The sequence below is a fragment of the Clostridia bacterium genome, assembly GCA_026414765.1.
Taxonomy (GTDB): domain Bacteria; phylum Bacillota; class Clostridia; order Acetivibrionales; family DSM-27016; genus SKW86.
This window is the reverse complement of sequence record JAOAIJ010000042.1, coordinates 174,720-197,091: the sequence shown is the minus strand read 5'-3', so window position 1 is coordinate 197,091 and position 22,372 is coordinate 174,720. Positions and strand designations below refer to the sequence as shown.

At 39.7% G+C, this 22,372-nt stretch carries 14 protein-coding genes and 1 other RNA gene; 12 read left to right on the top strand and 3 right to left on the bottom strand.

What is annotated here, in order from left to right:
- The first annotated feature begins 164 nt into the window (after positions 1 to 164).
- From N3I35_15995 to N3I35_15965, 7 genes are all read left to right on the top strand, one after another.
- Complete coding sequence (locus tag N3I35_15995; protein MCX8131581.1) at positions 165 to 1,316, top strand: radical SAM protein; 1,152 nt, start codon at positions 165 to 167, stop codon at positions 1,314 to 1,316.
- Between the two features lie 260 nt (positions 1,317 to 1,576).
- Complete coding sequence (locus tag N3I35_15990) at positions 1,577 to 2,038, top strand: MarR family winged helix-turn-helix transcriptional regulator (GenBank protein MCX8131580.1); 462 nt, start codon at positions 1,577 to 1,579, stop codon at positions 2,036 to 2,038.
- Positions 2,035 to 3,627, top strand: a complete 1,593-nt coding sequence (locus N3I35_15985) for an MFS transporter (protein MCX8131579.1) — start codon at positions 2,035 to 2,037, stop codon at positions 3,625 to 3,627. Before N3I35_15990 ends, N3I35_15985 begins: the two co-directional genes overlap by 4 nt.
- A gap of 50 nt (positions 3,628 to 3,677) precedes the next feature.
- Positions 3,678 to 4,253 carry a flavodoxin family protein gene (locus N3I35_15980; protein ID MCX8131578.1) on the top strand — a complete coding sequence of 192 codons (576 nt, stop codon included), beginning with the start codon at positions 3,678 to 3,680 and terminating at the stop codon, positions 4,251 to 4,253.
- Positions 4,254 to 4,341: 88 nt separating this feature from the next.
- Complete coding sequence (locus N3I35_15975; GenBank protein MCX8131577.1) at positions 4,342 to 5,241, top strand: AraC family transcriptional regulator; 900 nt, start codon at positions 4,342 to 4,344, stop codon at positions 5,239 to 5,241.
- Between the two features lie 96 nt (positions 5,242 to 5,337).
- Positions 5,338 to 6,621, top strand: a complete 1,284-nt coding sequence (locus tag N3I35_15970) for an alpha-amylase family glycosyl hydrolase (protein MCX8131576.1) — start codon at positions 5,338 to 5,340, stop codon at positions 6,619 to 6,621.
- 12 nt (positions 6,622 to 6,633) lie between these two features.
- On the top strand, positions 6,634 to 7,452 hold the full coding sequence (locus N3I35_15965; protein MCX8131575.1) for an aldo/keto reductase: 819 nt from the start codon (positions 6,634 to 6,636) through the stop codon (positions 7,450 to 7,452).
- Between the two features lie 14 nt (positions 7,453 to 7,466).
- On the opposite strand, the gene N3I35_15960 is transcribed toward N3I35_15965, so the two are convergent.
- The gene (locus tag N3I35_15960) at positions 7,467 to 7,601 is read right to left on the bottom strand and encodes a hypothetical protein (protein MCX8131574.1); all 135 of its coding nucleotides are present in this window, start codon (positions 7,599 to 7,601) and stop codon (positions 7,467 to 7,469) included.
- 122 nt (positions 7,602 to 7,723) lie between these two features.
- Between N3I35_15960 and N3I35_15955 the strand changes: the two genes are divergently transcribed.
- Entirely contained in the window at positions 7,724 to 8,323 is a 600-nt protein-coding gene (locus tag N3I35_15955; GenBank protein ID MCX8131573.1) for a Crp/Fnr family transcriptional regulator, read from the top strand.
- Positions 8,324 to 8,363: 40 nt separating this feature from the next.
- Here N3I35_15955 and N3I35_15950 read toward each other — a convergent pair whose 3' ends face one another.
- Positions 8,364 to 9,182, bottom strand: coding sequence for an MBL fold metallo-hydrolase (locus N3I35_15950; GenBank protein MCX8131572.1), 819 nt, complete (start codon positions 9,180 to 9,182; stop codon positions 8,364 to 8,366).
- A gap of 190 nt (positions 9,183 to 9,372) precedes the next feature.
- Between N3I35_15950 and N3I35_15945 the strand changes: the two genes are divergently transcribed.
- Positions 9,373 to 9,540: a hypothetical protein gene (locus N3I35_15945; GenBank protein ID MCX8131571.1), complete on the top strand. Its 168-nt coding sequence runs from the start codon at positions 9,373 to 9,375 to the stop codon at positions 9,538 to 9,540.
- A gap of 64 nt (positions 9,541 to 9,604) precedes the next feature.
- Here N3I35_15945 and ssrS read toward each other — a convergent pair.
- Positions 9,605 to 9,817, bottom strand: a non-coding RNA gene (gene ssrS / locus N3I35_15940) — 6S RNA.
- 278 nt (positions 9,818 to 10,095) lie between these two features.
- Here ssrS and N3I35_15935 point away from each other — a divergent pair.
- The 3 genes from N3I35_15935 to N3I35_15925 all read left to right on the top strand — a co-directional run bounded on the left by N3I35_15935 (position 10,096) and on the right by N3I35_15925 (position 22,341).
- Entirely contained in the window at positions 10,096 to 10,704 is a 609-nt protein-coding gene (locus N3I35_15935; protein MCX8131570.1) for a TetR/AcrR family transcriptional regulator, read from the top strand.
- Positions 10,701 to 11,501: a hypothetical protein gene (locus N3I35_15930; protein ID MCX8131569.1), complete on the top strand. Its 801-nt coding sequence runs from the start codon at positions 10,701 to 10,703 to the stop codon at positions 11,499 to 11,501. Before N3I35_15935 ends, N3I35_15930 begins: the two co-directional genes overlap by 4 nt.
- Before the next feature lie 1,042 nt (positions 11,502 to 12,543).
- A complete protein-coding gene (locus N3I35_15925) occupies positions 12,544 to 22,341 on the top strand; it encodes an SDR family NAD(P)-dependent oxidoreductase (protein MCX8131568.1) in 9,798 nt (3,265 codons plus the stop codon).
- The last annotated feature ends 31 nt before the right edge of the window (positions 22,342 to 22,372 follow it).

The window sequence follows — 22,372 nt, the reverse complement described above, 5'->3', positions numbered from 1 at the left end:
AATGAGGAATCCCGATGATTGATAAACAGAATTTGCTATTACCAGAAAATAGAATTCAATTGATTACTAATATCAAGTACAAAAAAATAGGAAATGAATATTTTTGGATTGCTCCAGAAAAAGGTGTTTTTATCGTCTTAAATTTTGACGAGCATAAAATTTTGATGCTTCTAAAATCCGGTCTTTCCCCTGTATCAATACTTCAGCACCGTTCTACCAAGGCTGATGAAGATGTGCTCACCAAAGAATGGGAGAATATCCTAAGCCTCGTTTTCAAATTAGCACGATCAGGGTTCGTATGTGGGATAAGGGGCGAAACATACCCTTATACGTTAAAACCGGAGCGTTTTGCCAGATTACACATAACAAAAAAGTGTCAATTACGCTGTATTCACTGCTATGCCGACTCAGGCCCGGATTCTCCGACAACTGATGAACTTCCAACAACGCGATGGAAAGCTTTCATAGAAGATTTTGCCAAGAATGGCGGCACACATTTATTGCTTACCGGTGGAGAGCCGTTACTGAGACATGATATCGCTGAACTACTCGAGTGTGGGAAAAAGAATGGTCTCTCAATCCGCATGCTTACAAATGGACTGCTAGTACCAAAGTATATCAATGTTCTTACGGAAACACTTAGCGGTATACAAATCAGCTTAGGAAGTCCGGAAGAAAAAACTAATGATCTTATAAGAGGCAGAGGTACTTACAAAAGAATACTTCAAGCTATCGATTTACTTATTAAAACACCGCTTCACGTACAGGTTGGAATAACTGCCATGCCACAGAACTGTCATTCGATAGAAAATGATTTTTTGCAATTCGCACGGCGTTATAGTGGAACTGGTGTAAAATTCCATATAGGCATGGGTGTATGCCGTCATGGTCGTGGATGTGAAATTGAGAGTGAATTTGATACGGAGCAAAATCGGTTTAATTTTTTATCTCTGCTTGCCGAAGCAAATCAAATTCCGACCCGAAAGGTCATTTGTGAAACACTTAGCTGCGGTTATTGCGAACAGATTGTCATAGGACCGGATGGAAATATCTATCCTTGCCATCTGCTCGAAGGGTCCATCGGTCATATAGATAAAATGACGATTCAAGAACTTGTTCCCTATCTTCGCACTTTATCCAAACTGCATCAGGTTAGCTACATGGAGACATGCAAAGGTTGTGATCTTCGTAAAGTGTGCGGGGGAACCTGTAGAATTGTTAATGAAAAGCTTACAGGCAGTAAGCTAAAACCAGTTTGTTCGGAGCAGGATCAGGCCGAAAAGCTACGAAATCTGGTATATTGGGCAACCACATGACAATCATACTTGAGATAAATGATTCTGGATATTTTTGATTATGTTACCCTATAACACAATTCACAAAAAAATAAAGGTATTGAGAAGGAAAGTCTTAATGCCTTTATTTTTTTTATAAATTATTCAAGCGATGAATTCTGTATTGACTTTTGGTATAAAATGGATTAACATTATAAATAGTTAATATTATGAACTATTTATAATGTTAACTATACATAATATAAACTGTTGGCATTTCGGACTAAGAGGAGGCAGACAAATTGAATGAAAATAAGTTGGATTCAGTTTCTGAGAGTTTTCTAAAAGTATTCCCTACTGTTATCAAGTACTTTATACTGCTTGGAGACAAGTGTTCCGATCCCGAATACTCATATCAGGATTACCAAACACTGCATGTACTTAAGGAGTATGGGAAAGTTCCTATTTCAACTGTCGGGGCGATGCTGCTGATATCTAAATCAAGAATGACTGTTCTTGTTGATAAATTGATTGAAGCACAGCTTATCGAAAGATTTCCGGATAAAACAGACCGCAGGATTATAAAAATCGGATTAACCGGCAAAGGAAAAGAGTTAACAGAAAAACATCGGGGAAATTTAAAAGCGGCGGTCAGTAAACGATTTGAAAATCTTACTGATGACGAAATGGAACAATTCTTAAAATCCATAGAAATCATACAGCATGTAATGAAAAAAACTGAATGGAGGGAAAAAATATTGTGACTGAACTTATTAATCCAGGTAGAAAACAAAAAAAAATTATTATGATAGGTTTAACTCTGAGTGTCCTTCTTGCCGCATTGGACAGTACAATTGTTTCCACTGCCATGAAAAATATTTCTGATGCTTTGAATGGTTTTGATTTATATGCCTGGCCGTTAACTATCTATATGCTGTTTTCGACGGTAATTACGCCGATATCGGGAAAACTTGCGGATACATTCGGCAGAAAACTGTTCTTTATAATAGGTTCGTTTACATTTTTGGCGGGTTCTATGCTTTGCGGCCTTTCACAGTCTATGATGCAGCTGATTATTTTCAGGGCAATACAGGGTATTGGTGGCGGAACACTAATGGCAAATACTTTCGCAATGATTGGTGATGTTTTTCCGCCAGAGGAAAGAGCAAAAAACACAGGTGTCGTATTTTCAGCGTTTGGACTTGCAAGTATCATTGGTCCTGTTTTAGGAGGGGTCATCGCGGAGCATTTTGGCTGGAGATGGGTATTTTACATAAACCTTCCTATTGGCATTCTTTTCATTACCCTCATACTTGTTGCAGTACCTTCAGATAAAAAAGATACTGCTGCCCGCCGAAGAGTGGACTATGCAGGTACAATTGCGTTAATACTGGGGCTTACACCTATGCTTTTAGCCTTTACATGGGCAGGTAAAAAATATTCATGGTTATCTGCACAGGTCCTCATTATGTTTGCTTTTTCGTTTATCATGCTTGCAGCATTTGGCTTTATAGAAAAGAAAGCGGAGGAACCAATATTTCCACTGACGCTGTTTAAAGATAAAACCTTCCGCGTATCAACTGTTGCAGCTTTTTTATCTAATGCGACTATGTTTGGAGCCGTACTATTTATTCCTCTTTATGCACAGGTTGTTCTTGGCGAAAGTGCTACTAATTCTGGTATGGCTACTGCGCCAATGATGATTAGCTTTGTGATAGCAAGTTTCATTAGCGGGCAGGCAATTTCAAAAACGGGAAAGCTTAAGTTTTTTGCAGTCGCCGGATTTGTCGTAACAGCAATAGGCATCTTTATTCTGACAAGGCTGAATGCTGAATCTACGATTATGGAAGTTGCTGCTGCCATGACAGTTTCTGGCATGGGGATAGGAATTAATATGCCAGTTTTTACACTCGCAGTTCAAAATGTTTTTCCTCAAAGTAAAATGGGAGTTGTTACGGCATCGGTTCAATTTTTTAGAAATATAGGTGGAACCATTGCATCGGCTGTGTTTGGAATAATTATGCTTTCATCGATTTCTAGTGGAATTGATAAAATTGATTTGGGCATACTTAGCACCTCAGATACTTCATTCGATTACAGTGCAATTATAAAAGACCCCGAAGCCCTAGTAAATACAAACACAATAACTACCTTTAAAAAGCAGGTTCCGGCATCACTAATGGCGGATTTTAATATACTACTAGAGCAAATAAAAGATATTCTTTCTTCAGCGATTCACAATGTGTTTATTACAAGCTTAATCATCGCTGTTGCAGCAATTGCAGTTTCCTTATTACTTCCGGATATATCCGTCAGGAAGAATAAATCACAGACTGTATCGAACGGTGACTAAAAAAGCAGACTAACTGAAAAATTAACTATAAAATCTAGGGGGGTATTATTATGAAAATATTATTAGTAAATGGCAGTCCAAGGGAAAATGGTGTAAGTTCAAAACTTGCCGCAAATCTACTCAGTAAGTTGGGGGATCATGGAAATGAAATTCAAAAGTATAACGTAAACAGCTTAAATATGCATGGCTGTCAGGAATGCTTTTATTGCAGGAAAAACAAAACCGATGTATGCGCGATTAATGATGATCTTTCCGAAATACTTGAACTGGTAAAAAAAACAGAAGTGCTTATAATTTCAACTCCGGTATTTTATGGAGATATAAGTGCACAACTTAAGTGCTTTGTCGACAGAACCTGGTCATACTATGGCATAACCGGTGTATCAGCTGATCATCTTCCTAAAAACAGGAGTTTAGTGTTTATCCAGTCTTATGGTTATGCCGATGATAATATTTATAACTCTCTTTTTGAAAAATACAAAAGTTATTTTAATATGTTTGGGTTTGATAATTGCTATCTTATAAAAGCATATGGTTCTCAATACAGCTCACCGGAGATAGTGAACGAGCATGAGGTTATGGAAGCAATCGAGGATACAGCTGCCAAACTAAAAAGTGTTCAATAGTGCAGATTTTGCATACTTACTGTCCCAGTGCATAGCTTTATATATTTAGCCTGTTGTAAGTTAAGGTTTAAAAAAGAGGTAGATGGGAATGAATATTTCAAAAGAAAAAGAAGATAAGATTCACGGAACGGAAAGTTTTCCTTGCGGTTATTATAAACATGACCCAGTACGAGGCAAGCTGGAAGTGAAAATGCACTGGCACCAGGAATACGAAATCGTGCGCCTTATGCATGGAGAATTCACGGTTGAAATAGATGGACAGAGGGAAGTTTTTGAAAAAGGCTATCTGTTTATTAATAGAGATGAACTTCATTCTATTACTTCGGATGATGAATGCAGGGAGGATGCAGTTGTATTCAAAATGGAGATGATGAATTTCTGGGAGCAGACTGAGATTCAGTTAAAAGTGATACAGCCATTGATTAAAGGAGAGCTGCAATTTCCAAGATTTATCCCGGAAGGTGAAAAGGAATTTCAAGGAATTAATAGGTATTATAAAAACATTGTGGATTGTCATGACGGTGTGAAAACAGCAAATGACGGAGCTTGTGGGAAAGTATCGATATCAATAGGAAATCAGATAGAAATCATGGGAAATTTGATTGCTATTTTAGGGATATTAATGTCTGGCAGTTTTTTTAGGAAAGCAAATAACAATTCAGTAAATAAGCAGATTGCCAGTATAAAGGATGCGTTTATATTTATTGAAAAGAACTTTAATAAGCCTATTAGAGTAGGAACTATTGCAAATGAAGTAGGTATGAATGAGCAGCATTTTTCCAGAGTGTTTAGACAAATTGTTGGAATACCGCCAATGGAATATGTAAATATATATAGGGCTAAAAATGCTAAAAATCTGTTATTAACTACAAATAAGAGTATTACCGAAATTGCATTTGAATGCGGATTTCATAACATGGGCAATTTTATAAGGACTTTTAAAAAGGAAACAACATTTACACCCAAGGAATATCGGAAAAAGTCATAGAAACGTAAAAACTCCTCATAAATTCGGAAGATAAAATGAGTAATCTGATATAAAATAGTAATTACAAAGAGTAGTGAACTTATATGGAGGAACGCTATGGCAAATAATACAAATACAGATTTAAGAAATCAGGTCATTTACTGTATCTATGTGAGAAATCATACCAATGAAGGTACATTTAAAGCCATTGAGGATGATTTGAAAAGAATAAAGGAATTAGGAACGGATATTATCTGGTTCATGCCTATTCATCCTATTGGAGAGAAAAACAAGAAGGGTAATCTTGGATGTCCATATGCAATAAAGGATTATCGTGCAGTAAATCCTGAATATGGATCATTGGAAGACTTTGAAGGTTTGGTAGAAAAAATCCATTCTCTTGGAATGAAGTGTATTATTGACGTTGTCTACAATCATACATCACCGGATTCTTGGCTTGCAGAAAATCATCCGGAATTTTTCTATAGAAAAGCAGATGGAAAGATGGGGAACAGAGTAGGTGATTGGACTGATATTGTAGATTTAGATTACTCCTGTAAGGAATTATGGAATTATCAGATCGAAACACTAAAGCAATGGGCTAAAATAGTGGACGGATTTCGATGCGATGTTGCATCTTTGGTGCCGGTGGAATTCTGGCAAAGAGCCAGAAAAGAGTGCTCTAGCATCAAAGAAAAGTTAATATGGCTGGCTGAGTCAGTACATCTTGTGTTTTTACAGGATTTTAGATTTAGAGGTTTTGATGCGTGGTCAGATGGTGAATTATATTCTGCATTTGATATTACCTATGACTATGATATTTGGGATATTTATGAGAAATATTTAAAAGGAGAAATGAAATTAAGTGAATATTTAGGATATCTTAACTTCCAGGATGCCATTTATCCGAATAATTACGTTAAGTTAAGATTTTTAGAGAATCATGACCAGCTGCGATTTAAGAATTATGTTAGTGATATGAGTGCATTGGAAAGTTTTACTGCTTTCTTGTATTTCCAGAAAGGTACTACTCTTATATATGCAGGTCAGGAATTTGCCAACACACATACTCCAAGTCTGTTTGATCTGGATAAAATTGATAGAAGTGGAACTGTGGACTTGAGCGGACTTATGAAAAAGCTATATGAAACTAAACAGAATGAGATTTTTTCTAATGGAAGCTACTATCTGACAGCAAATAATTCATACGATACTGTCATTGGTTATTATAGGAAAGGGGAAAAAACTTGTGTCGGGATTTTCCCGTTAAAAGGGAAAGAAGGTAAGGTAGAAGTGAATATACCTGACGGTGTTTATCACAATGAGCTTAATAATGAAGCCATTGTAGTAAAAGGAAATTATGTTATTACGAATGGCAAACCTATTATTATCATGAATTAGGGAGAAAATCAGATGAATTTGATAAAGCTTAATAACGGAATAGAGATTCCTCAACTGGGACTGGGTGTATTTCAGACAGAAGAAGGAGAACAGACGGAGAATGCCGTAAAATGGTCATTAAAGGCAGGATACAGGCATGTTGATGCAGCAAAAATCTATAATAATGAGAAAAGTGTTGGAAAGGCAATTATAGAGAGCGGAGTAGCAAGAGAAGAAATTTTTGTTACTGATAAGTTATGGAATGACGATATCATACAAAGAAGAACGAAAGAAGCATTTTACGAAAGTCTGGAAGCTTTACAAATGGAATATATCGATTTATATTTGATTCACTGGCCTGTTAAAGGTTTGGAAGAAGCATGGATTGAAATGGAAAAGCTTTATGCCGCAGGAAAGATAAGAGCAATAGGAGTAAGCAACTTCCACAAGCAGCATTTAGAACGATTGGAAGAAGTGGCATCAATCATACCTGCAATTAATCAAATTGAATCACATCCATTGCTGAATAATCAGGAACTGATAGACTATTGTAAAGCGAAAGGAATTCAGGTGGAAGCATGGAGTCCGTTAGGAGGTACCGGTAGCGATCTGCTGCAGAATGAAAAATTAAAACAGATTGCAGCAGGGTATGGTAAAACAGCAGCCCAAATTGTTATCAGATGGAATATTCAAAGAGATATAATTGTGATACCGAAATCAGTACATGAAAATAGAATTATTTCTAATATGGATGTTTTTGATTTTGAACTTTCATCCGAAGATATGAAGATGATTAATGAAATGAACAAGAATCTTAGAGTAGGACCAAATCCCGATGACTTTGATTTTTAGATAGGAGAAATATATTACTCGATCAATACGTACAACTGTTTATGATCAAGGGCCCATATTTGCTGCTTACCTGAATATCTCCAATAAGACACCAGGGAGCCAAGGGAATCTGCATGTGACATTCCGGCAATATCATCCATTACCATCAATCTAAAAGCTTCCTTCCAGTCAAATTTGACAGGATAATAGTGCGGGGTTTACAATATAATCCAAGTCAAAGTATAATTGAAGTTAACAATAGCGCCTTATACAAAAGAAGCGGGGTTTTTGCATGGATGGGAATGTATATGACAGTTTATGGCTGGATCTTTTAAGAAGCAAGAAGATTTCTCTTCATGAGAAAAGTATTTCTTTATTGCGGAATATTTTTAAGCCAAAGGCAGTAAAAAAGGATATGTTCTTTTTGCAGGAAGGTGAAAAATCTACTGAAATAGGCTTTATTATTAAGGGGATTTTCCGCTCTTACTATATTGATAAAACAGGTAATGACATAACAAAGTACTTTTATGCAGAAGGTGGGGTACTATTCTCCTACGCGGCATATCTATCTCAGAAGGAATCTATGTATTACATACAAGCATTGGAAGACAGTGAAATCCTCGTAGCAGGTATTTCCGATTTTGAGCAAATAGTTGAAGGTAATTATGACCTGCTTTTGTTTTTTAAAAAAATGATTGATGCAGTCCTTGTTGCGAAAGAGGAACACGCGAGTAGTTTTAAATTGTTAAGCAGTATGGAGCGATATAAACAATTTCTTGCCGCATTTCCAGGATTGGAAAAGCGGCTTAAACAATATCACCTCGCCTCTTATTTGGGAATAACCCCTGTATCCCTAAGCAGGATAAGAAAAAAAATAAATCTTAACAAATGATAATGCAAGGAATCTTTCTTTTTTATAAAACCTCTGATTTTCAGTTATCCACAAAACGGCCGTGATCTGGAACAGCGATTTCTTTGAAATGACGGGTCAGCATATCCAGATGCTTTTCCAGTTCGTCTTCTTTCATAGGTAACCCATGGCTTGGTATGGCTAACTTCGGTTTTAAATCTTTTATACTCTGGACTGATTTTTTCGCTGAATCCCAATCTGTAGTCAGGTACGCAGGAGGGCCTTTTATTTGTTCATGCTGAGTCAATACAGAAGTAAACGATTCCTGTTTAGTTGTTGTGAAAGCATCTCCAACAATTAGTGTTTTATCACTTTCTCTGAATAATGAAACATGCCCTTCTGTGTGTCCGGGTGTATGAATCCATTTCCATCCCGGCATGCCTGGTATACTTTTGTCTGACGGAAGTGCAACAGCACGGTAACCAAGATTTATACTCTTATGAGGAAAGGAGGGTGACATTTTGGCAACAAGCCCTTCGTCTACAGTAGGGTCACCTTCCGGATAATCCTTCTTACCTGTAATATAAGGCAATTCCAGCTCATGGGAATATACTGGAACATCCCATTGCTCAGCCAGCCTGATTACCGAACCCACATGGTCGAAATGTCCATGGGTCAAAATGATTGCTTTTGGCCTGCTGCCTTCTCCAAAGCGTTTACCAGCAGACCTGAGTATATATTCATAGGAATTCTCAAGCCCGGTGTCTATTAGGACCCACTCATTAACTTCACCTACAATGCATGCATTTGCTATTGAAAATTGCAAGAGAAGGATGTCCGGTATTACTTCCTGGGATGTTGATGTTAATTTGGATAATCCTTTCAGTAAATCATTTATCATATTCTATCTCCATATAACAGTATCTATTATAATAGTTTCAAAAACAGATTAATTTTATACGAGGTAGATATTGATAAAGAGTAAATCTGTTAATCTTTTTACCATATTTGAATCCTCATATTGAAGTATTATTATTTAGCATATGCAAATAATAAATTCTGAAATAAAACAACTTTTAGGAGGATAAACCATGGATGAAAATAGCAGGAATAAAGGGGCCTGTATTGTAAATTTTGATAATGGCAAAAAAGAATGCATGCCGGAGGTTACCAAACAAGATTGTTCTGGTATCTGTGCTAAGACTACTGGTGCCAAATGTGAACTATCGTCTGAATTGACATGTCCTAGGGGTAAATGATTGTGCAGGGGGCTTAAGTGTCCCCTAAATATTTATACTAAAAACTCAATTAATTATTATGTAATAAATACCCAAAATGCCTTCACCTGTTGTTTGACACCTAGCCCTCGCTAGGTGGGTGTCCTGTTGAAAATTTCAGCCTTCCCCTGCCTTGCATATAGCTTCTGCTATATGGAGGTATTAAAATTGGGGCCTGACTTCAGCTTCCAAACACTAAACTCCCTTTTTACATTTGTAGGTTCAAACAACAAGCTTTTTCCGTACATCCCAGGTCTACTTTACTTCAGCTCCTATTATACATGTGTTATTGGTACGAGGCAACATAATCTGATTTCGTTTAGTTACCTTTAATCTATTTGGCATGGATTTGCAGCAAGGTAGCTTTAGAATGCCCCACTATACGGACGATAGCTATAAGACTATGCTTGATCAATTACCCTGATTAAGTGAAAATACTCTTGATCTATACTTGAAGAATGTTGACATAAAAGTTATGTTTTGGTATTATATTACCAGTGGTAATTACCACTGGTAATATAATACTGGAGTGATAATATGCAGACAGGTAAAAAGGACATAAGCAAAGAACTCATAATAGAGACTGTATTACGACTAATCGAGGAAAATGAGGGTATCAAAAATGTAAATCTAAGAGGGATCGCTAAGGAAATCGGATGTGCCCATACGAATTTGTACAACTATTTCAGCAGCCTTGATGAAATCTTCTGGGAGGCACTGGGACAAGTTTTGCTTAAAATGATAGCTTATGTGGAATCTAATGTAGGCACTGAAGTGAAGGATGATGAAATAATATACCTGATACTATCCGGCATAATAGATTTTTCTATGACATATCCGGGGTGGTTCAGGCTGGTTTGGTTGGAATCAATAGGTGGAAAACCGTCGCCGGAAGTTATGCAAATACTATATAAGCCAGGCGAAGGACTAAAGGATGCGCTTATAAAAGTAAGCGGTAATAAACTTACTGGAGAGCAAGCAAATTTAATTGGCGATATATTGCACACCTACATGCACGGTGAATTGTGTAAGTGGATCAATAAGAGGAGTTTTACAAGCAGTAATGAGGAAGCAAAAAAGAAGTTATTGTCAAATCTTAAGCAGCTGTACAAACTGTTAATGAAGAAGGGGGCAAATCATCCATGAAAGCTTTGAAAACAGATTGGCGCAAGGTCATTTGTATTATTTGCATAAGCGGCTTTATAAACATGGTTTTCCATGCGGTATTATCACCAATTAATACATCAAACTTGTCTTCCATTAAACTCAGTATTTTTGTTAAGAACGGCATGCTTATACCTGCTGTGATTGTTTGGGAGCTGCTGGCTTTTAGTGTACTGGCACTCGTATTTATTCTTATTCAGGATAACCTCCCGGGAAAAAGGTGGATAAAAGGGCTTATGTATGGACTTTCCTTTGGTGGTTTATACTTTATAGGAATGTTTGAGGCAGTCCTGTTATTCAATACCAGTGTGCAGAGCGAGTTATTAATGGGTTTGACTGATTGTGCAACTTTAGTATTATCAGGGACACTTCTGGGGATTTTTACCGGAACTGATTCTGTGCAGAAATATAAATTGAAAAACGCACCGGCAATTTTTGTCATAAGTTTTTTTTATGTTATCGGAAGGTATTTGGCATATACTGTGTTTCACATCCAATCAGCAAATGATGTTAACCCGTTAGGAAGCTTTATTTGGACACTAAGCCTAGGACTATGGGTAGGAAATATTTACTTAATATTACAGTCAGGTGCTAAGGGGACATCAATCATCCGACAGTCAGTATATTTTGGGGTAATAGTTTTTGGACTAAATTGGCTTATGAATCATATCTTTATGTATGTAGTGCTGGAATTCACCTTCGATTTATTAATCCGTGTAGTGGTAGATATACTTTTTACAGTAGTTGGTGTCATTGCTTTCAAAAAGCTTTCAGCTTAAAGTTTCATTTTAAAATGGAGGAGAATTATTGTATATGGCAGCGAAAAAGCTGGAAATTCTGGTCAGAAAATCAACAAAATAAAAAGTTAATCAGATGCGATAATGTATATAAAACAGGCGTTGTTTATCAACGTCTTTTTATATTTTTGGCTAAGACTATGTAAAAACAATTTTTCATATAGCGTGAAGTACAATATAAAAATCGGGAAATTATTATAATTTCAATACAAGCAATATACGAAGGTTGACGCTAAATGGGAAAAGATGTATAATGATACACATTATGGGAGAAATGACTTGTAAGAAAGACTTTTTTGATGGAAGGACTTTCTTATAAGCTTAGGCAATGTATTTATTCAGTATTGCCACTTTAATATATCATAAAACATTTTTCTGGTAAATATAGTTTTTATCAAGTATATAGTGCTTGATAAGCATCTGGCGATTGCCAATCGCCGGAATGTGATGTTAGTCACTGATGATAAGCATATTACGAAAGTCATTGTAACTTAACATGTCGTAATAAAGGTCAAAACTGTATTGGAGGTCCTTCAAAAGAGAAAACATTGAACGGAATAACTGCTGAATTTAAGTGGAATTCACAAGCAATGCTGCAGGCTATTCAGCAGAAGGGATAATGAAGAGGTAGAAATGGTTATACAGTCATATGATAGGAAAAGAAGGACTGTTAAATAAATCGGACTGCTTCTTATGGAAAAGTCCGCTAAAATATCTGGTCAATTCTAAATCCCGAGAAGATAGCACTAAAATGGTTGAAAAGCAAGTCAAGCATACTAGTGTAAAGGGCATGCTCAACTGCTCATTGTTAACCGTACTGGCCTTTACTAAACCCAATGAAAACTGATGACGAGAAATACCGCATCAAGCATATTAATGGTGAGGTTTATTAAGTATATCCTTTTTGCTGTTATCGATATGTGATGGCTGCGATAAGGTGGTTTTTTTTATTGCTTTTCTATTTAGAATTGGAAAGAAATGTACAACTGAAAACATAGTCATTACATAAAGAAAGGAGATCAGTATGAAAGACAAAAAACCTCAACCTTTCGAAGGAAAACAGGAAGATGGAAATAGTATGGACATAGCTGTCATCGGTATGGCATGCAGGTTTCCGGGGGCTGAAAACTATAGAGAGTTTTGGGAAAATCTGAACAACTCAAAGTCATGTATCCAGGAGATTCCATTGGAACGGTGGGACTGGAGAGCATATTGGGGGGATCCCAAAACCGGGGAGAATAAAACCAACAGCAAGTGGGGAGGTTTTATAGAAAATGCAGATGCCTTTGAAGCAGCTTTTTTTAATATCTCTGCCAGACAGGCTGAAGTCATGGACCCGCAGCAAAGAATCATGCTGGAGCTTTCCTGGAACTGTCTGGAAGATGCAGGCGTTTGTCCGTCTGACATATCCGGCTCTAAAGTAGGCGTTTTTATTGGGGTGTTCAATCATGATTATAAAGAATTACAGGAAAAAGTATTTAGCTCCATTGAAGCTTATCATTCTACAGGAACCGCTTCTGCAGTGATTTCCAACCGGATTTCCCACTATTTTAATTTTAATGGGCCGAGTTTTCCTATAGATGCTGCGTGTTCAAGTTCGCTGAATGCTATTCATTCAGCAATTCAGTCCTTATACCTTGGAGAATGCAGTATGGCCCTTGCAGGGGGTGTAAGTCTTTTATTGACTCCTACTAGACATATTTCCTTTTCAAAAACTGGAATGTTGTCTCCTACAGGTTCCTGTAAGACCTTTGATGATAGTGCAGACGGTTACGTCCGCAGCGAAGGTGCAGGCTTGATTCTGCTCAAACCATTGAAGAAGGCGGTAGCGGATGGAGACCTTATTTATGGTGTTATTAAGGGAAGTGCAGTTAACCACAATGGCAGGACTCATACTTTAACCTACCCCAATCCGGATGCACAGGCAGCAGTGATTGTTGATGCCTGCAGGCGTGCAGGAATAGAACCTGACAGTATCAGCTACATAGAAGCTCATGGTACAGGCACTCCCAAAGGTGATCCTATTGAATTTGCGGGGCTTGTAAAGGCATTCGGGTCATTTCCTTCAAAAGAAGGACAGCCGGCAAGAAAAAACTATTGTGGCCTCGGGTCGGTGAAAACCAATATTGGGCATCTGGAATCAGCAGCAGGCATTGCAGGAGTTATCAAAGTTTTGCTTTCGATGAAGCATAAACAGTTGCCCGGATTGCAGAATTATAAAAAGCTAAACCACCGGATTCTGTTGGATGACAGTCCTTTTTATATAGTGGACAAGCCTCAGGTATGGAAAGCTTTGAGAGGAGAGGACAACCGGACAATTCCCAGACGTGCAGGAGTCAGTTCTTTTGGTTTTGGGGGAACAAATGCACATGTCATACTTGAAGAGGCGCCTGCTGCTATCAGGCATACATCTGAAAAATTACCCTCCTATTTGATCTGCTTATCTGCCAGGACAGAAGAATCACTACGTAAAAAAGAAGAGGAACTTGCAGCTTGGCTAAAGAAGCACGGACAAGAAAACAGTCTTATTGATATCAGCGCGAATCTGCTTTTGTTCAGGGAACATTTTGAAATGAGAAGTGCTTTTGTCGTGAAGGATATCGAAGAGCTTCAGGAAAAACTTAAAAAAAGCCTAAGCAATGAAGAACCCAAAGAGCTTTCCAAAACAAACAGTCAAACAAACAGGGAAAACTTAAAGGCTATCCTTAGAGAGTTGGGCAAAACTATCATGAAAGAGCTGTCTTATAACAGCATTAAGAATGAGCAGGAGTATGGTGACAAGCTAACGGCCTTGGCAGAAATGTATACAGAGGGACATGAGTTGAGCTGGGAAGAGCTTTATTCAAATCATACAATAAGAAGAATCAACCTTCCGGTATATCCATTTGTCGGTGAACGCTACTGGATAGCGAATAACGCCGCATACAAGGATTCTATAACACAAAACCATGCTGCTGCAGCTTTAATACACCCTATGCTGCATCAAAACACCTCCGATTTTTCAGAGCAGCGGTTTAGTTCAACCTTTACAGGACAAGAATTTTTTTTATCAGACCATATTGTTAATAACCAACGTTTGCTTCCCGGTGTAGCATACCTGGAGATGGTACAAGCAGCACTGAGTCAGGCTGCGGGATATTTGAAAAACAGCGGGGTAAGAGTCAGGCTTAAAAATGTAATATGGGTAAAACCTATAGCAGTCGGGGCTCAGCCGGTTCGAGTCCATGTCGGGCTATTTCCCGAAAGTGCGGAGCAAGCAGCTTTTGAAATCTACAGCAATATAGACGGAACAGATATGGAACCTGTAGTGAACAGTCAGGGCATAGCTGTTTTAGATAGAATGGTAGAAGTTGAAACCTTGGATTTACCAACTATCAAGCAGCAATGCAAGCTGAAAAGCCTATCTGCTGCTGAATGCTACAAGGCTTTTAAAGGTATGGGTATCGATTACGGTCCGGGGCACCGGGGGATTGAAAAAGTGTATAAGGGAGAAGAACAGCTCCTTGCAAAACTTTCTCTACCGGATTTTCTGGCTCATACTGCAGCTAAATATGTTTTGCATCCGAGTTTGATGGATTCAAGCCTACAGGCAGCAGTGGTTTTAGCAGCAGAACTTGCTTGTGAAAATGCAGATATGCCTGACAGGCCATTCGTACCATTTGCACTTGACGAGCTTGAGATTATAAGCAGCTGTACTTCGGTTATGTGGGTTTTGGTTCGATATGGTAATGACTTCAGAATGGGAGACAAGCTGCGAAAAGTTGATTTGGATTTATGCAGTGAAGCAGGAAATGTGTGTGTACGTATGAGGGGATTATCCTTAAAGGCTTTGGGGAATGAGACGGGAGGAAAAAAATCTATTACTCCTGATACAAGGCTTATACTAAAACCGTGCTGGAAAGAACAAAATGTTTGCGAAGGAGCTGCAGAGCCAGTATATGACGAGCATGTTGTAATAATATGCGAGCCGGATAAAACTGTATATCAAAGCATTGAGACAGAGTTGGATGGAGCCCGCTGCATCACTCTATATTCGAAAAAACGGGAAATTGACGGCAGGTTTCAAGCTTATGCAGTTCAATTATTTGAAGAAATTCGGAGCAGGTTTGAAGAGAAGCCTAAGGGTAGGATTCTGATTCAAACAGTTATTGCAGCCGACAATGAAAAAAAGCTTCTTTCAGGACTTTCCGGAATATTAAGAACTGCTCATATAGAAAACCCCAATATCATATGTCAGCTTATTGAACTTGAACCTGGTGAGACTCTAAAAGGAGTTGCGGAAAAATTGAAGGATAACAGCCGGTGTCCTGCTGATGATCAGATCAGATATATAGGGGGAAAACGTTTTGTTGCAGGATGGAGTGAGGTTGAACTTTTTGAAGACTCAGACATCCCCTGGAAAAACAGAGGGGTTTACCTTATTACAGGCGGTACAGGCGGTCTTGGCTTGATTTTTGCTAAAGAGATCCTAAGCAAAGCAAAAGATGTTGTTTTAGTTCTTACTGGCAGGTCTGGATTAGATGCACATAAGCAATCCTTGTTGAAAGAATTACAGGATATGGGTACAGTGGTAGAATATCGGGAAGTAGACGTAGCCGGCAAGAAGCCGGTTGCAAACTTGATCAGGAGCATATGTGAAAAATACGGAAGCCTGGATGGCATTATTCATAGTGCAGGTATCATCCAGGACAACCTAATCCTAAAAAAGACAAAAGACGAATTGCAGAATGTATTAATGCCGAAGGTTACGGGACTTGTTAACCTTGATCAGGCAAGTAAAGATTTGAAGCTTGATTTCTTTGTTTTGTTTTCATCTGTTTCAGGCAGTTTGGGTAATTTAGGCCAGGCTGATTACTCTGCTGCCAATGCATTTATGGATGCGTATGCGGTCTATAGGAATAATCTGGTTGCCGTAAAAGAACGTCAGGGCCGGACATTGTCAATAAACTGGCCTTTATGGAAAGATGGCGGGATGAAGGTAGCTGAGGAATCTGTAGGGATGATGTGGCAAAACATGAGGGCTTCAGCTATGAGTACATCCACAGGGATACATGCTTTTTACCAGGGACTGGCTTCGGGAGAGGATCAGATACTGGTAATTGAAGGGGATTCTAAAAGGCTTAGAGAAAGATTTATGGAAAAACCGGGCAATCCTGAAGGAACGACAGCTCTTTCAGTTATGCAGATAAATAGGCCAAACCCTGTAATCCGGCACGATTCACTATGTGAGAAAGCAGAAAAATATTTAAAAAGGATAATATCTTCAGTCATCAAGCTTCCGGACGACCGCATTGAAGTAAATGCACCTATGGAGAGATATGGAATTGATTCCATTATGATTATGCAATTGACCAACCAGCTGGAGATAATATTTGGCTCTTTACCTAAAACATTGTTTTTTGAGTATCAAAACATTAAGGAATTAACAGGATATTTTCTCGAAAATTATGCAGATAAGCTGACAGAACTGCTGGAAAATGAGAAAAAAATATTGACGACAGATGAAAACTGCAATGATTCATATGATAGAACTGAAAAACCGGATATGACACTAAAAAGCTATAAAAGACATCGTTTTGCGGCAATACAAAATATACTGCAAGATAAGAAAACGGCGGATAACGGGGAAATCGCCATTATAGGACTTGCAGGTCGTTACCCCGGGGCTGAAAGCATTTTTGAATTCTGGCAAAACTTAAAAGAAGGTAGGGATTGTATCACGGAAATCCCTAAAAACCGTTGGGACTACAGGCTATACTACGATGAAGACAGGAGCAAGCCCGGAAAAACTTACAGTAAGTGGGGAGGCTTTCTCAAAGGTATTGATCGTTTTGATCCATTATTTTTCAATATTTCTCCAAGAGAAGCGGAATACATGGATCCACAGGAGCGCTTGTTTCTGGAATGCGCATTTGAGACTTTCGAAGATGCGGGGTACACACGGGAAGTACGGGGTAAGAACGGCGATATGGGTAAGAGCCGGAATACAGGAGTTTTTGTAGGAGTGATGTATGAAGAGTATCAATTATACGGGGCTCAGGAAATGCTACAGGGAAGACCGGCAGCTTATTGGGGTATTCCGGCATCCATCGCCAACCGCGTATCATATTTTTTCAATTTTCACGGACCGAGTATGGCTGTAGATACCATGTGTTCATCCTCACTGACGGCCATACATCTGGCTTGTCAGAGTATACAGCGGAACGAATGTGAAATTGCAATTGCTGGAGGTGTCAATGTATCTGTACACCCAAATAAGTATCTGTTTCTTTCACAAAACCGATTTGTATCGAGCAAAGGAAGATGTGAAAGTTTCGGGCAGGGAGGTGACGGATACGTTCCCGGGGAAGGTGTCGGTGCGGTGCTGATAAAACCGCTCTCAAAAGCTGTTAAGGATGGAGATCACATATATGGAATAATAAAGGGAACTGCAATAAATCATGGTGGGAAAACAAACGGATACACCGTTCCGAATCCTAATGCCCAGGCTGAAGTTATTGGCCGGGCTTTTAAAGAAGCAGGTATAAGCCCGAGGAGCATAAGCTATATCGAAGCGCACGGAACAGGGACTTCACTAGGTGATCCGATTGAAATTGCGGGTCTGACCAAAGCCTTTCAGAAATATACAAGGGATAAGCAGTTTTGCACAATAGGATCAGCTAAGTCAAATATAGGGCATTGTGAAAGTGCTGCAGGTATTGCAGGACTGACAAAAGTCCTATTGCAGCTCAAGTACCGTCAGCTGGTGCCGTCACTGCATTCTGAGATACTCAATCCCAATATTGATTTCATTAATACACCTTTTGTAGTTCAGCAGGAAATTGAAGAATGGAAAAAGCCGGTGATCGGCGGGAATGAGGTGCCAAGGCGTGCCGGGATAAGCAGTTTTGGTGCAGGTGGGGCAAATGCTCATATAGTGGTTGAAGAATATATTCCTGCTGTTCCGGAGCAGCCAAAGATTGTTATAAACACTCAAAATCCTGCGATTATCGTATTATCGGCAAAAAATGAAGAGAAACTGAAAGAGCAGGCAGAGAGATTGTCGGATGCTATCGTCAGGCAGCAGTTTTCAGACAATAGTCTTGCAGATATGGCTTACACCCTGCAGGTGGGGCGTGAAGCCATGGAGGAACGCATGGCCGTTACTGCTCTATCCGTTAAAGAACTGGAAGAAAAGCTTAAGAGCTTTGCTGGGGGAAAAGGAGCTATAGAGGGGTTATTCAGAGGACAGGTAAAACGCAATAAGGATTCTTTGTCTGTTTTTGAAGCGGATGAAGATATGGAAGGTATTATTGATGCTTGGATAAAGAAAGGCAAATACGCCAAGCTACTCGAACTTTGGGTAAAAGGTCTGGATTTTGATTGGGACAAGCTATATGGGAAAACGAAGCCTTGCCGTATAAGCCTGCCTGCATATCCATTTGCCAGGGAACTATGCTGGAAGCCCAGGGTTGATATGGGTGTACCTGGCAGGAACATTGCCGAAGACAGCTTTTCCGGGAGAAAAATGTGCTTTCTGAAAAAGCGCTGGGAGCTGAGTGAAGCGGGTCAAAGCAGAGAAGTGGATTCATGTGTTGCTATTATAGCAACAAAAGAAACTATGGAACTTGCAGGTGAACTTTCTGAATACTTTCCGGAAATCGAAATTCTGGAAATATTTGAACCTGATAAAAAGCTGCAAAACAAGGAATATGAGTGGAAGAAATATGACGGCTGTATTGATCTGACCGGTTGCGGAAAGGATGGTAGTGAGGACGAAACGTGGATTTTATGGCTGCAGCAGTTGATTGAACACGGCCGTAAAGAAAAAGTGACTCTGCTATGTGTAACAAAGGGACTTGAATCCTATCAGAATACTGGCATCAATTTATCCGGTGCATCCCGTGCAGGATTGTACCGCATGCTGCAAAGTGAATACAGCCACTTGCGGACACGGCATATGGATGCAGATCCGTGTGCGGATAACAAGATTCTTGCGCGCCATATTGCTTTTGAATATTTTGCGGATAGTGAGGATATAGAGATTTGTTACCGGAGAGAAAAAAGATACCGGGCTTTTCTGAATGAAATTCAGTTGAGAGCTGATAAGAAAAGCAGATTTGCCTTTAGTAAGGATTACGTTTTATGGATCACCGGCGGGACACGGGGAATAGGGTATCTGTGTGCCAAGCATTTTGTTGAGTATTACGGAGTGAAGCGCCTGGTACTCACAGGGCGGGAAGAATTGCCTCCTCGGGAGCAGTGGGGATTTTACAGGGAGAAGGATACTCCGCTTTCACAAAAAATAGAGTCCATACAAAAGTTAGAAGAGCAAGGAGTGCAGGTGCAGATACTGCAGGTGTCGCTGGCAGACAAAATTGCTTTGCAGCAGAGCTTGCAGGGAATCAGGCAGACCATGGGACCGGTCGGGGGAATTATTCATTGTGCAGGCATTGGTGACTTTGAAAACCCGGCGTTCATAAGAAAATCTGTTGACAGGGTTAAGCAGGTATTGGAGCCTAAAACTACTGCACTGGACGTAATACTTCAATGCTTTAAAGATGAACCTTTACAGTTTTTTGCACTGTTTTCATCAGTATCGGCAGTTATTCCCACCTTAGCATCAGGGCAAAGTGACTATGCCATGGCAAATGCATATATGGATTATTTTGCAGAAGCAAATGCTTTTAGTTGCCCTGTTGTCAGTATTCAATGGCCCAGCTGGAAAGAGACCGGTATGGGAGAGGTGAAAAGTAAAGCCTATATGTATACAGGTCTGCTGAGTATGACTGATAAAGAGGGATTGCAGCTGCTCGACAGCGTCCTGTCAAATGAATTAGGTCCTGTAATCTTGCCAGCGGTGATAAACCCGGATTTGTGGAAACCTCACCTACTGATGAACCGCAAAATCCATGAAGATATTCCAGCAGGCACCCGGTTGTATACTCTCCATTCCGCTAAAACACCCAAAATATCAGATGACCTTACCGGTGCAATAAAAAACTGGTTAACCGGTTTGTTTGCCCGGGAATTGAAGGTCGATTCCCACAGACTAGATGCAGATACACCTTTTCAGGACTATGGAGTAGATTCTATTATGCTTGCCCAACTATTGCCTCCGATTAAGCAAATGGTTGGGGAGGAAATAGATCCTTCGATATTATATGAATATCCGACTATTGAGGCATTTGCACAATGGCTTTCGTGCAAACATGCCCATATCCTGGCAAAAACTCTGGATATCTTACCCGTCAGGCAAGATACTATTGAAAAGCAGGACTATCAGCGTGCAGGACAATCAGCATCAAAAGAAGTACGGAAGGATGTAGAGGCAGGAAAGCTGAAAATTAAGACCGGCATGCAGGATATTGCGGTTATTGGTATGTCATGCCGTTTCCCGGGTGCAGGCACAGTGGAGGAATATCTGAAGCTGCTCCGGGAAGGCCGGACCGTGATCCGTCCTGTGCCTTTGGAGCGCTGGGGTCACTTAAGCAATTTCCATGCGGGAATGCTTGACAATATCACGCACTTTGATCCGTCTTTTTTTCTCATCCATGATGAAGATGCAAGGGTTATGGACCCCCAAGCACTGATGGTGCTGGAAGAAAGTCTCAGGCTCTGGCATAATGCAGGATATTCACATAAAGAAATCAAGGGAAAACCGGTAGGGGTCTACCTTGGAGCCCGGAGTCAGCACCAGCCGGACAGGCTCAGCCTGCGAAAGGCCCGGAATCCTATTGTTGGCGTAGGGAAAAACTACCTGGCAGCTAATATCTCACATTTCTTTGACCTTCGTGGTCCGAGCATTGTTCTGGATACTGCCTGCTCATCAGCTTTAGTTGGAATAAATATAGCTGCACAAGCCTTGTGCTGCGGAGAAATAGAATGTGCAATTGTTGGTGGAATAAGCCTTTTAACCACAGATGAATTCCATAGGATTTTTGAACAGAGAAAAATTTTAAGCAGGGAGCCGGTATTTCACATTTTTGATCAGCGGGTTTCAGGGGTAGTATTGGGTGAGGGTGTAGGAATGGTTTTGCTAAAAACAGTAGAGCAGGCCGTTGCTGATGGAGATCATATCTATGCCATAATAAAAGCTGCGGCTGTAAACAACGATGGACGGACCGCAGGTCCTGCAACTCCAAATATTCAAGCTCAAAAGGATGTTATGATGGCTGCTTTGACTAAAAGCCGGAGAAGGCCTGAAGAAGTTGGCTATATCGAAGCAAACGGCTCGGGATCAGAGGTTACGGATTTATTGGAACTTAAGGCGATTCAAGCCGTTTACCGCTCTTCAAGCAGTACTTCCCTGGGAGTAGGATCCGTCAAACCTAACATCGGGCACCTCCTGTGTGCTGAAGGTATTGCAGGTTTCATAAAAGTCGTACTTATGCTGTACCACGGTCAGAAGTTTCCATTCTTATCTGGAAAGCGGCCTATGAAGAATTATGAATTTGACGTTTCCTTCATTGATTTTTCACGTGATCTTTCTACATGGTCAGATGCTGCAAGGATTGCAGCAGTAAGCTCTTTTGCAGATGGAGGCACCAATGCCCACGTGATTTTAGAGGCATGGGCAAATACTGAATTGCAAAGAGTGGTACGCCATCCGATACCTTCTCCGGTATTGGAAAAATATATGGTTTATCAAACTGAGGAAGCATTTAGGCCGGAAAACGGAAAAGACTGTACCGGTGAGAATTCCAAAGGCGGAAAACATGCGGTTATGGTCGGAGACATAAATAATACAACGACTAATGTCAAAGAACAGGAGCGGGCACTAAAAAGCTTGCACAGTACGAACAGCATATGGAAGCAAAGCTATACAGCTGATGAAGAGTAGACTCCAGAGATTAAAAAATCGAGGTGAATTG

Excerpts from the sequence above, each read along its gene's own strand:
- N3I35_15995 (MCX8131581.1), top strand. The coding sequence starts at position 165 with ATGCTTCTAAAATCCGGTCTTTCCCCTGTATCAATACTTCAGCACCGT.
- N3I35_15980 (MCX8131578.1), top strand. The coding sequence starts at position 3,678 with ATGAAAATATTATTAGTAAATGGCAGTCCAAGGGAAAATGGTGTAAGT.
- N3I35_15975 (MCX8131577.1), top strand. The coding sequence starts at position 4,342 with ATGAATATTTCAAAAGAAAAAGAAGATAAGATTCACGGAACGGAAAGT.
- N3I35_15970 (MCX8131576.1), top strand. The coding sequence starts at position 5,338 with ATGGCAAATAATACAAATACAGATTTAAGAAATCAGGTCATTTACTGT.
- N3I35_15965 (MCX8131575.1), top strand. The coding sequence starts at position 6,634 with ATGAATTTGATAAAGCTTAATAACGGAATAGAGATTCCTCAACTGGGA.
- N3I35_15955 (MCX8131573.1), top strand. The coding sequence starts at position 7,724 with ATGGATGGGAATGTATATGACAGTTTATGGCTGGATCTTTTAAGAAGC.
- N3I35_15950 (MCX8131572.1), bottom strand. The coding sequence starts at position 9,182 with ATGATAAATGATTTACTGAAAGGATTATCCAAATTAACATCAACATCC.
- N3I35_15945 (MCX8131571.1), top strand. The coding sequence starts at position 9,373 with ATGGATGAAAATAGCAGGAATAAAGGGGCCTGTATTGTAAATTTTGAT.
- N3I35_15935 (MCX8131570.1), top strand. The coding sequence starts at position 10,096 with ATGCAGACAGGTAAAAAGGACATAAGCAAAGAACTCATAATAGAGACT.
- N3I35_15930 (MCX8131569.1), top strand. The coding sequence starts at position 10,701 with ATGAAAGCTTTGAAAACAGATTGGCGCAAGGTCATTTGTATTATTTGC.
- N3I35_15925 (MCX8131568.1), top strand. The coding sequence starts at position 12,544 with ATGAAAGACAAAAAACCTCAACCTTTCGAAGGAAAACAGGAAGATGGA.